Below are 10,809 nucleotides of genomic sequence, written 5' to 3'. Positions count from 1 at the left end.
AAGTCAATGTCTTAACTTAATGACATTGCTCTTTTTGGTGACTATTATTTTTTAACGATTAGCGCAGCTTGCGCTCAAACTGCTGCTCAATGCCGCACTTGAAGACCAGCACGTAGCCTAAGACTGCGCCTACGCCGGCTTGCAAGCATTCAAACGGAAACTTGATCAAGGAAACGGCCGGGGTCGCATAGATGAAGGCCCGGCCAAGGGTGTAGCCCGTCACCATGACGGCAGCGCCCAAGACAATGCCCAAGATGGTTTTTACCCGGTCTTCCGGGAACTTGTGGGCCACGTAAGAAATGATCATGGCTTCTAAGCCGTGAGAAAAAAGGCTGACAAACATCGGTGCCGGGTAAAAGAGGGCATCGCCCAAGAAGGCCCCCACGCCCCCGACCACGAAGGCCTCAGATGGCGACAAGAGCAAGGCAGCCGCCACGATTACCACGTCGTTGAAGTAGAGGTGGCCGCCCGGAACAGGAATACTAAAAGACGAAAGCGCCACGTTCATTGCCATCAATACGGCAACTACTACAGTTCTTTTAATCGTCCAAGCTTTTGACATTGATTTTTACCTCCCTAACTTTAGTAATTCCCATTCTATCACTGTTTTATCATTTTTTCAAAAAAGATTAATTTTCACCAATCAAGCGCTTGCGGCCTTGCTCCTTGCTCTGGTAGAGGTACTGGTCGGCCCGCTGCAGCATGGCGTCGAGGTCTTGCTCGTTTTGCGGCACAGCCTGGACATAGCCGCCGGACAGGCTCAGCGGGACTTTCTTGCCAAAAATCTGTCTGTCCTGTAAGGCTTTTTGTACTGCTTGAAATTTTTCTCGGAGGTCTTTTTGAGAAACTGGCCCCACTACTAAAAATTCATCCCCGCCATAGCGGTAGCAGTACTGGTCGCCGAATTCCTGCTTCAAGGCTTCCGCCACCAGCTTCAAAGCTTCATCCCCGGCCTGGTGACCGTAAGTATCGTTGACCTGCTTGAAGTAATCGATGTCGACGATCATCAAGATCAGTTCTTGCCCAGTCAAGTCGGCTTGCTCCAAGGCCCAGCGATTTTTCAGCATGGTCAAGGAATCCCTGCGCGCCTCTTTCGACAGCTCGTCCAAGCGGTCTTGCTGCTGGCTGACGTCGCTGAAAAAGCCCAAGAGGCCCACAATCTGCCTCTCCCGGTAGATAGCTTCTTTGTAGGCAATAATGGTGCGAGACTTGCCGCGAGCCACCGTCGTCCCCCAAGTGATCTGCCCTTGACCATCTTCTAGTACTTTTTCCTCGATATTCTTGAAGCGATCGACTTGCTCATTCCAGCCCATCTCCTCATCGGTTTTGCCTAAAACATCGGCCAACTCCAGATCATAGTAGCTTAAAAAGTAGTCATTGACCCCTAAAAAGCGGCGATCGCAGTCTTTCCAAAAGACGCCAAGATTTTTAGAAGCAAACACAGCCTGCCACAATTCTGATTGGGTAAAATTGGGGTCATTTTTCCATGGTTCAAGGCTCATCGCCAGCCCCTCCTCTTTCTTGATCTACCATCATTTTAGCATGAAAAAGCAGAGCACATGGCTCTGCTTTAGAGGAATATTGAGTTTCCTTTTTTAAAAAAGTTAAGCTAAATCTGGCTGTCTTCTCAAGGCGACCGTCTTGATGTTCAAGAGGTCCTTGGCCGTAATGTTGTGAGATACGGAGTTGGCGCCGTATGAGCCCGTCCCCAAAGTCAGAGATGGCATCATGTTGTTGTAAAGGCCACCGATCCCGCCTAAGGCAGCTGGGCTGTTGACCAGGATCCGGCAAGCTGACATGGCAAAGGCAAACTTGCGGATGACCTTGTCGTTTTTGGTGTGGATGCCAGCCGTGTGACCGCGGCCGCCGTAGTTCAGCAGTTCCGTGCAGATCTTGAAGGCATCAGCTGCGTTTTGGGCCTTGTAGAGGGTGAAGACTGGTGACAACTTTTCAGCAGACAATGGGTAGTTCTTACCCACGCCTTGGTATTCAGCGACGATCACTTGGGTGTCGGCTGGGACTTCTACGCCGCACATCTTGGCGATCGTGACAGCGCTCTTGCCGGCAATTGGGCCAGCAACCGTGCCTCGGCGCGGGTCGATGAAGTGCTCTTCAAAGAGCTTGATTTCGTCAGGCTTTAAGAAGTAGCAGTGGCGCTTTTTAAATTCATCCTTAACTTCATCATAAATGTCTTGGTCAACCACGACGGAGTTTTCTGAAGCGCAGATCATCCCATTGTCAAATGTCTTGGACAAAACGATGTCGTTAACGGCTTCCTTGATGTCGGCACTCTTTTCGATGTATGAAGGACCGTTGCCTGGGCCTACGCCTAAGGCTGGCTTGCCAGTTGAGTAAGCTGCCTTGACCATGCCTGGGCCGCCCGTTGCCAAAACCATTTGCACCTTTGGGTTGTTCATCAAAGCCGTAGTGGCCGTCAGGCTAGGGTGTTCGATCCACTGGATCCAGTTGTCGGGCGCGCCGGCCTTAACGGTGGCTTCCTTGATCAGCTTGGCCGTAGCCACGCAGCACTTTTGGGCTTGCGGGTGGAAGCCGAAGATGATGGTATTTTTGCTCTTCATGGCGATCATGGCCTTGAAGATGACGGTAGAAGTTGGGTTGGTGACTGGGGTAACCCCGGCGATGACACCGATTGGTTCAGCGATCTTGATCAGACCCTCTTTTTCTTCTTCGTCAACGACACCAACGGTCTTCATGTCCTTCATGCTTTCCCAGATGGTCTTGGAAGCGTAGATGTTCTTGGTGACCTTGTCTTCGACCTTGCCTCGGCCGGTTTCTTCGACAGCCATTTCTGCCAAAGAACGCGCATTTTCTTCACCAACCTTGGCGATCACTTGGCAAAGGTAGTCAACTTGTTCTTGGGTAAAGTCGGCCATCTTGTTCAAGGCTTCATGTGATTTATTTACTAAGGTGTCAACATTTTTGTAGATTTCAGCTTCCGTTTCGGCATTCTCTGGCATGATTCTCGTCTCCTAATCTTTGTGATATATTTCTCAATTACTACTATATTAGCATTTTTAGAAAAAGAAACCCCCTAATTTCCCTTTAATTTTTGTGCACAAATGGCCTTTTTTCGGGTGAATCGCCAATGTAACCGGTGTCTTTTTCCATATTTGTGAAGCTGATAACTTTCGCCGTTTTTTGTTATTTTCCAAAAGATTACGCTTACTGTCGCAAAAATTAAAGCCTGACCAGTTTGTGGTCAGGCTTTAATTGCTTATTTTGTTGTGAGCTTCACTTTTTCGAGCCATTGGTGCCCCCCTGGAGACGTAGCCATGGACTTTTTGGGACTGGTCCAGCCCCCTGGAGACGTAGCCACGGACTTTTTGGACTGATCGAGACCCCCTGAAGACGTAGCCATGGACTTTTTGGGACTGGTCCAGCCCCCCTGGAGACGTAGCCATGGACTTTTTACACTCTCTCAAAACTGTTAATTATGATAGTTTTACGATAGATTCTACTCTGATGCGGCTTCCATGGAGATGTTAATAAATAATATTTACTTTTTTCTTAAGAATGCGATTTCCTAAAAAATTTTTGGCATTTTCGGTGTAATAACCAGTAGGAGGTTAATTTTATGAACACCATCTTCAATCCATGGTTTACTTCAAAACATGTTAACAACGAAACGACAATTCAATCAGCCAGAAAAATTGAACAGCTACTCGATCCAAGTTATGACTGTTTAAAGCAGCTTTCAGGAAATAACTTGATTAGTATCCGCCAAATTAATGATACGTACATTCAATATAATCTTCAGCACCAGTCTCAGATACCGGTTTTATCTGATTCGCAGATGAAGCAAACCGAATATCTATTAGCAGGTGATGCCGGAGAACGGCTAGTCGATAATGAAGTAAGACAACTAGCATCCCCTAACAAAATCATATTAAATAACGTACTATTGCCCTATCAATATGGACAATATGACACTTTTCATGATAACCAGATTGATAATTTGTTAATTACTGAAACTGGAATTTATTGCATTGAAGTTAAGACCAGAACTATTAAAGGAAACCTTTTTGACCTTAGTCAGCTAGGTCCAGATATCGGCAATCAACTTGCCTTTCACAAGGAAGCAATCCTAGAGACTTTACAACCTGGAATTAGCATTAAGCCAAAAATGATCAAGACAATCATCGTAATCGTTAATCGTCTAGGAGTTGATAATTTTAGGCTTATCAATAATAGCGACCTGGAAAATGCTGGCGCCAAAGCAACTACTATCAAATACCTAAACCTAATGATTAGCAACGAATCTGAACACGCACTTTTTACACCAAGTCAGATTGGCCAAATCAACCTAAGAATTCGAAATAGTTGCCTTCCAGATAAAAGAACCTACTCAGATAATGTTTGTTTTATCCATAATCCTGATTTATTCCAAAGAATCAAGCTAGCACTCAAGTGGCGGGTCCCTGTTGAGCAGATCGTTAGCTATCACGTTAAGCTGAATGATATTGCACTTACGGGACTAAATAATAAACAGCAAGATTTCTTCTGGTTGATTATTGGAAGACTTTACGATCAGAAGGACCGTGAGCTTACATTGATCAGAAAGGATCTACGGAAAGCAGCAGGCTACAGAGGTAAGGATAATTCTAAATTAGATAAATCACTTTACAGCCTAGTGGCTTTTATGCGCAAAACCGGCCTTTTCCAAAAGGTAAATTATGAATCTGGAAAACTAACAATTAAGGCAAAAAGAAGCAAAGTCTATCTGTTTAACTATTCAAATGACTATTTTACGCATTGGGACTACCATATTTTTAGACAGCTCAGTACAAATACTGCCAAAACTTTGTTTAGAACGTTTACACAATATTCAGATGCGGGAAGCTATCAGACTTCTTTTCAAGAATTACGGTATCTTTTAGGGATTTCACCATTAGATAGAAATTCTGATGTTGTTAAAAGAAAAATCGAGTTAGCTCTGCGACAATTATCACCATTTTTTAGCGATCTTAGGTATAAAGTCACTAAGAAGGGGAAGTCCAACCAAATTTCTGAAATTGAATTCTATTTCTCTCCTATGCGCTTTGACTAGCTGGTTTCGGAGACACACCTTGCTCCAAAAAAGTCCATAGCTACGTTTCCAGGGGGCATGCTCGCTCCAAAAAAGTCCATGGCTACGTTTCCAGGGGGCATGACTTGCCAAAAAAAGTCCATGGCTACGTTCTCAGGGGGCATGCTCGCTCCAAAAAGCCCATGGCTACGTTTCCAGGGGGCATCGCACCGTTAAAACGGCTTTGGCCAACGAGATCGCGGGGCCCCGCCCCCCAACCAAAAAAGCCGCGGCCAACTAGGCCGCAGCTTATTATCTAAATGGGTTGTAGAAACGGCCTCCGTCCAGCTTCCACAAGAAAACCATCAAGGCCACCAATAAAATCGCAAAAATCAAGATCAGCCAGCCACTCCCAAACAAGACGTGCTTGGTCCCGTAGAGCTCTACCCCATAAGACGGCTGAAAGAGCAAGACCAGCATTTTGTTAAAAGTCATTGAGTCACCTTTTAAGCTTTCTAATTTTTAATATCTATCTAATATACTCGGATAAAATTCCCTTGTCAAGAATTTCATTCGGAATTTGAAAGCAAGTGCCAAAAAACAGCCTTAAACTGTTCCCAGTTTAAGGCTATTTCTGAACTAATTAGATTTTCTCTTCATAGATTATTAGGCATTAGCCTGCTTGCGCTTTTCATGGAAGTAGCAAAAGCCCCCGAAGCCAATCGCCCAAGCGCTGGCTAGCGTAGCGCCAAAGAGGTCAGCTGGTATAAAGAAGAGGCTAAAGAAGATGGCCACAAAGAACAGAATCGTCAAAGGACTCATGATTTCGTAAGCCGGCATCATAAAGCCATTAGCCAAGAAGTCGTTTGACTGCCGGTACTTGCGGTGAGCAACCAAAGAAAGGACATAAACCAAAATGTAGATGTCACTGGTTGCCCCGGCCACCATGTTGAAGGCTTGGCCCGCCGTATTCGAGAAGCTCAATAGCGGCGCAATCAAGATGAAGAGAACCGAGATCATAATCCCCCGAGCCGGCACCCCGTTAGGGGAAATCTTGGCAAAAGTCTTCTTCAGCTTAGAATTTTTACCAGCTTCTTCAGCTAGCTGGAAGAAGTGGCGACCAGCTGAGAAAATACCGGAGTTAAGCGATGAGGCAGCACTAGTCAAAACCACAAAGTTCAAGACCGACGCCGCTGTGGTAAAGCCGGCCAGCTGGAAGACCTGGACGAAGGGACTGCTGTTAGCAGACACGGACTTCCATGGGACCACGCACATGATCACTGACAAGGTTCCAATATAAAAGAGCAAGATTCTCAGCAAGGTTTCATTAACAGTCTTTTTAATGACCATATGCGGGTTTTTGGCTTCCCCAATCGTGATCGTTACGAACTCGATCCCGGCAAAGGAGAAGAAGACCATTGGGAAAGCTGAGAAAAAGGCGTATGGGCCTTTAGGAGTCAAAGAAAAGTTTTTGGTAAAGTTGGATAAGGAAGCATAGCCGACAGGCGTTTTGGCATGAATCATTACCAGGTAAAGCCCAGTTAAGATCATGGAAATAATGGCGATAATCTTAATCATGGCAAACCAGAATTCTGTTTCGCCAAAAAGCCGCGCCGCTGTCAAGTTTAGTAAGGTCAAGCCTGCCAAAAAGCAGACCTCAACCAGCCATAAAGGCGCATGCGGGAACCAGTACTGGAAGTAAGTCCCCACCGCAGTCAATTCCGCCATGCAGGCAAAGAGGATCCCGATCCAATAAGACCAACCGGCAAAGTTGCCGGCCGCATTGCCCAAATACTTAGTGATGAACGACACGAAAGTATGGTGGTCAGGGTCAGCGTAAAACATTTCCCCCAGGGCTCTCAACATGAAGAAGAAAAAGAGTCCCATGAAAGCATATACAAAAATCACCGAAGGACCGGTAGCGGAAATAGTGCTGCCGGCACCCAGAAACAGCCCGGTGCCGATCGTCCCACCAATGGCAATCATCTGTACATGGCGGTTTGACAAAGAACGGACCGTGCCGTCTGCGTTTTCAACTTCCTTAGCCATATCTGCCTCCTCAAATTAAAAGACTATGAGCTTATCATTATTTTCATAATAATTTAAATAGAGGCAAAAGTAAAGCCTTTTAAGGAAATCTCAATTAGTAGTCTTGATTTAGATAGAATTCAATCGGATTTTGCTTATTTACACTTAAAGCCTTTGAACTATATAGCTTATTTTTCTTTAAGAAGGAAACCGTCTTCGTGTAGCTGGCATAGACTGGGTAAGAAACTTTGCGCTTTTTGCCATTTTGCTGCCAAGAAACATCTACCTGGCCAATTGGCTTCTTGGTCGATGCCAAATTGTAGTCCCATTGCTTCAGGTCGGTTAGGTAGGCCTGCTTAAATTCTTGGTAGAGCTGGCCATTTTGTCGCTGAATAGTTTGCTCACCATTTCTGTAGCTAAAGGTTACGCTGTCAAGATTATTTTGGATTGCCGCATCATGGTAGATTGGGAAAAAGCCCTTCTTAAAGGCAGCAGTTTGGCTGACCCCTTCAAAGTAAGTCTTTAAATCGCTGCGCTTAACATAATAGCTGCGCACCCGGGTCTTCCCATTTTTTAGCCGGTAGATGAAAGACAGCATTTCACTTCCTGAGTGATAGCTATCGTAATCATTGCGTTCAACAATGGTGTTTTCTGCACTTTTTTTAGCCAAGGCTAAAAGCTGACTGCTTGCTGACAGCTTCATGTAGACTTTAGCGTAGCTTTCAGCATCGGTCTCTTTATTTCCCAGGTAATAATTTGAATAGCTGCCCTCAGAAGTAGCTAGGGCCACGCTAGCAAGCTGATCTTCACTAGGCACCCAGGTATCATACTGGTGACCACCATATCTAAGACCAAGGAAGACCCCAATCCCAAGTACAACCAAAATCGCACTCTCAGCAAAGTGATTCTTCCAGGCAATGATGTCAAACTTAAAGATAATCTCCAAGATAAATGCCATCAAGAAGCCAACGATAATTGCACCGAGTACACCGCCAATTACGGAGTTGTTGGTCATGGAGTAAACCATCACAGCCCCAATCGTACTTGCTAAAAGTACCACAACAACCTTTACGGCCCGCTTGATCCATTCATAGATAATGGCGGTTCCAGCCAGTTCATTCTTCCGGTGCTGGTATGCATAGTATGCTAATAGCAAGTAGACAAGCGTAATCAGCAAGTTCACCGCAATTCCGCGGTAACTTGGCTGGGAACCAGAACTAAAGCACTGAGACCAGGGATTGGTAAAGGCCGTCCAGGTATGAGCTGTACTGCCTCCAGTAAAAGTAAACTCGGAATAAAAGGAATTAACCACCAGCATGATGATCCATTCCAGAGTGACAAAAAAGATCGTCCCGAGCATGGCAATCGCCGTATTGCCAGTAACCAGCATCGCTAAGCTGGTAATTGCATAAAAGGCAGTAAAGACCACAACGTAGGCTAATGTGGATCCCCAAACCTGACCATTGGCAATTAGGTTAACACCCGTAGTTGCCGTGATCACCAAGCCCAAAAAGACAAAGATTACGTAAGGAACTACAAAAGACACCAGGTTATTGAGCACTAAGCTGTTAAAGCGGCTCTTTCTGGTAATTGGCTGACTTTCGTAAAAGTCAACCTGTCTTGGAACGTGCAGGTAATGGAAAGTTGAAGCTGCAAAATAGACGCCAATTAGACCAATAACAAAACTAATCACCGCATTCTCATTGGTGAAGTAGGCCAGGTAGTTCTTGACCGAAACAGCTTCATCGGGATCATTCAAAAAGAATAAAATCGGAATAAAAACGTAAGTGATGGCCAAAACAACCAGCATGATCGCAATCGGCAGCTTACGGCGCTTGGTTATTTCTATTTGCGACAATTTACTTAAGGATGAGTTTTCTGGTGTCATAACCTACCGCCTCCGCTTCTGCAATAAAGATTTCTTCCAGGGTCAATGGCAAGACTTCAAAGAAGGTCATTGGCACATGATCAAAGACAGCTTCGACCTCGCTGCGCTCGCCGCGGACCACAAAGGTATGGAGGCGACCGCGCGTCGTATGGTCAACCACGTGCAATTTTTCCATGACTTCTGCCAAATCGTCATCATTCTTAAAGACACACTGCAATTTTTGAATTTCCAGCTTCATGTCGGCCAGGTCTTCTGATAACAAAAGGCCACCGCTATGCAAAAAGCCAATGTGATCACAGATGTCTTCCAGTTCCCGCAAGTTGTGAGACGCAATAATCGTCGTCAGCTGCCGGCGGTCCATGTCTTCAGCAAACAGACTCTTCATGCTCTGCCGCATGACTGGGTCCAGACCGTCAAAAACCTCGTCTAAGAGCAAATACTTAGTATTGGCACATAAGCCTAACAGGATGGCCAATTGCCGCTTCATGCCCTTAGAAAATTCACTGATGCGGCGCTTGGGATCAAGGCCAAAGTCAGCTAAAAGCGTCTTAAACCGATCCATCTCAAATTTTGGATAAATGGTCTGGTAGTACTTGGCCATCGTCATCGGATTGGCGTTAGGAAAGAAATACGGATCATCAGCAATGAAGCAAAGGTTGCTTTTAGCAGCGGGATTATCGTAAACTGGCTGACCGTCAATCAGGATCGTCCCGGTATCAGCCTTCAAGATCCCTGATAGCATCCGCAAGAGCGTACTCTTCCCGGCACCGTTGGTCCCAATCAAGCCAAAAACCCGATCCTCCTCGATCGTCAAGTTTAGACCCTTGATGGCCGCAACTTTGCCATAATTTTTGTTTAAAGAATCAATCTCGATCATCTTCTTCAGCCTCCTCCAAGGCCGCAGTAAACAGTTCCTGCGGGTCCAGGCCTAAGTCCTGGATCTCTTTAATTAACTCTTTCATTTTCCCCTTCAGCTCATCTTTCTTTTGGTCGATCAAAGAGTCGTTTTCTCTGACAAAATTGCCTCGGCCCTTGACGCTGTATAAATAGCCCTCTCTTTCCAGCATGGCATAAGCCTTCTGGACGGTGTTTGGATTAGTCGATAGCTCCATGGCTAATTTGCGCACCGATGGCAGCTTTTCATTAGGCGACAAAACCCCAGTCAAGATCAGCTGCTTATAACGACTGGCAATCTGCTCATAGATCGGCCGACTGTCCAAGTAATCAATAAAATCCACAGCGCTCCTCCCTTCCGGTCTGTTCATACTGTACTATAGATTCTAATACAGTTTAAACGGAAAAGCAAGCAGCTAGCAAAAAGAATATCGAAAAACGAAAAACAAAAAAGCAGACTTACGTCTGCTTTCGTTACGGTCCATGCGGGATTTGAACCCGCGATCTCCTCCGTGACAGGGAGGCGAGATAGACCACTGCTCCAATGGACCAACTATTTAATTGTGCCCTAAGGCGATGACCCGTACGAGATTTGAACTCATGTTACCGCCGTGAAAGGGCGGTGTCTTAACCACTTGACCAACGGGCCGAGATGGAGGATATAGGGCTCGAACCTATGACCTCCTGCTTGTAAGGCAGATGCTCTCCCAGCTGAGCTAATCCTCCATATGCACCCAGTAGGAGTCGAACCTACAACCTTTTGATTCGTAGTCAAACACTCTATCCAGTTGCGCTATGGGTGCATATTGTATTTAATTCTTTAGCATTGCTGCTAAAGCGGAAGACGGGATTCGAACCCGCGACCCCCACCATGGCAAGGTGATGTTCTACCACTGAACTACTTCCGCAAGATAAAAGCCAGGCTTAACAGTCTGGCAACTTAGCGCGGCAGCTTCCTATCCTCGCAGGCAGT

General features: G+C 45.8%; 8 protein-coding genes, 5 tRNA genes and 1 pseudogene. 1 reads left to right on the top strand and 13 read right to left on the bottom strand.

What is annotated here, in order from left to right:
- Positions 1 to 58: 58 nt before the first annotated feature.
- The 3 genes and pseudogenes from FC20_RS08210 to FC20_RS08200 form a co-directional block, all read right to left on the bottom strand.
- Positions 59 to 562: an ECF transporter S component gene (locus tag FC20_RS08210; protein WP_008461857.1), complete on the bottom strand. Its 504-nt coding sequence runs from the start codon at positions 560 to 562 to the stop codon at positions 59 to 61.
- A 67-nt stretch (positions 563 to 629) separates the two neighbouring features.
- Positions 630 to 1,502 carry a sensor domain-containing diguanylate cyclase gene (locus tag FC20_RS08205; protein ID WP_008461855.1) on the bottom strand — a complete coding sequence of 291 codons (873 nt, stop codon included), beginning with the start codon at positions 1,500 to 1,502 and terminating at the stop codon, positions 630 to 632.
- A 120-nt stretch (positions 1,503 to 1,622) separates the two neighbouring features.
- Positions 1,623 to 2,978: pseudogene (locus tag FC20_RS08200) on the bottom strand (aldehyde dehydrogenase family protein); the annotation flags it as partial.
- A gap of 617 nt (positions 2,979 to 3,595) precedes the next feature.
- Here FC20_RS08200 and FC20_RS08195 point away from each other — a divergent pair.
- Complete coding sequence (locus tag FC20_RS08195) at positions 3,596 to 5,068, top strand: RepB family plasmid replication initiator protein (RefSeq protein WP_008461850.1); 1,473 nt, start codon at positions 3,596 to 3,598, stop codon at positions 5,066 to 5,068.
- 270 nt (positions 5,069 to 5,338) lie between these two features.
- Here the strand turns inward: FC20_RS08195 and FC20_RS10765 are convergent, their stop codons facing one another.
- The 10 genes from FC20_RS10765 to FC20_RS08145 form a co-directional block, all read right to left on the bottom strand.
- Positions 5,339 to 5,521: a hypothetical protein gene (locus FC20_RS10765; protein WP_008461849.1), complete on the bottom strand. Its 183-nt coding sequence runs from the start codon at positions 5,519 to 5,521 to the stop codon at positions 5,339 to 5,341.
- 171 nt (positions 5,522 to 5,692) lie between these two features.
- Positions 5,693 to 7,075, bottom strand: coding sequence for an amino acid permease (locus FC20_RS08185; protein WP_008461847.1), 1,383 nt, complete (start codon positions 7,073 to 7,075; stop codon positions 5,693 to 5,695).
- Between the two features lie 94 nt (positions 7,076 to 7,169).
- Positions 7,170 to 8,942 (bottom strand): DUF6449 domain-containing protein, encoded by a 1,773-nt coding sequence (locus FC20_RS08180; RefSeq protein WP_236697652.1) that lies wholly within the window; start codon positions 8,940 to 8,942, stop codon positions 7,170 to 7,172.
- A complete protein-coding gene (locus FC20_RS08175) occupies positions 8,914 to 9,819 on the bottom strand; it encodes an ABC transporter ATP-binding protein (protein WP_008461843.1) in 906 nt (301 codons plus the stop codon). The genes FC20_RS08180 and FC20_RS08175 overlap by 29 nt, the downstream gene beginning before the upstream one ends.
- Entirely contained in the window at positions 9,806 to 10,180 is a 375-nt protein-coding gene (locus FC20_RS08170) for a GntR family transcriptional regulator (protein ID WP_008461842.1), read from the bottom strand. The genes FC20_RS08175 and FC20_RS08170 overlap by 14 nt, the downstream gene beginning before the upstream one ends.
- 133 nt (positions 10,181 to 10,313) lie before the next feature.
- Positions 10,314 to 10,387: transfer RNA gene (locus FC20_RS08165), tRNA-Asp, on the bottom strand.
- A gap of 26 nt (positions 10,388 to 10,413) precedes the next feature.
- A tRNA-Glu gene (locus FC20_RS08160) sits at positions 10,414 to 10,485 on the bottom strand.
- Between the two features lie 4 nt (positions 10,486 to 10,489).
- Positions 10,490 to 10,562, bottom strand: a tRNA-Val gene (locus FC20_RS08155).
- Positions 10,563 to 10,565: 3 nt separating this feature from the next.
- A tRNA-Arg gene (locus FC20_RS08150) sits at positions 10,566 to 10,639 on the bottom strand.
- A 33-nt stretch (positions 10,640 to 10,672) separates the two neighbouring features.
- Positions 10,673 to 10,744, bottom strand: a tRNA-Gly gene (locus FC20_RS08145).
- Positions 10,745 to 10,809 lie beyond the last annotated feature (65 nt).

The sequence above is a fragment of the Lactobacillus equicursoris DSM 19284 = JCM 14600 = CIP 110162 genome (assembly GCF_001434815.1).
GTDB lineage: Bacteria > Bacillota > Bacilli > Lactobacillales > Lactobacillaceae > Lactobacillus > Lactobacillus equicursoris.
Note: the sequence above shows the minus strand (reverse complement) of the source record. Positions and strands in the feature narration are given on the sequence as shown.

What these genes read in the sequence shown, in the direction of transcription:
- FC20_RS08210 (WP_008461857.1), bottom strand. Translation starts at nt 562, where the DNA reads ATGTCAAAAGCTTGGACGATTAAAAGAACTGTAGTAGTTGCCGTATTG.
- FC20_RS08205 (WP_008461855.1), bottom strand. Translation starts at nt 1,502, where the DNA reads ATGAGCCTTGAACCATGGAAAAATGACCCCAATTTTACCCAATCAGAA.
- FC20_RS08195 (WP_008461850.1), top strand. Translation starts at nt 3,596, where the DNA reads ATGAACACCATCTTCAATCCATGGTTTACTTCAAAACATGTTAACAAC.
- FC20_RS10765 (WP_008461849.1), bottom strand. Translation starts at nt 5,521, where the DNA reads ATGACTTTTAACAAAATGCTGGTCTTGCTCTTTCAGCCGTCTTATGGG.
- FC20_RS08185 (WP_008461847.1), bottom strand. Translation starts at nt 7,075, where the DNA reads ATGGCTAAGGAAGTTGAAAACGCAGACGGCACGGTCCGTTCTTTGTCA.
- FC20_RS08180 (WP_236697652.1), bottom strand. Translation starts at nt 8,942, where the DNA reads ATGACACCAGAAAACTCATCCTTAAGTAAATTGTCGCAAATAGAAATA.
- FC20_RS08175 (WP_008461843.1), bottom strand. Translation starts at nt 9,819, where the DNA reads ATGATCGAGATTGATTCTTTAAACAAAAATTATGGCAAAGTTGCGGCC.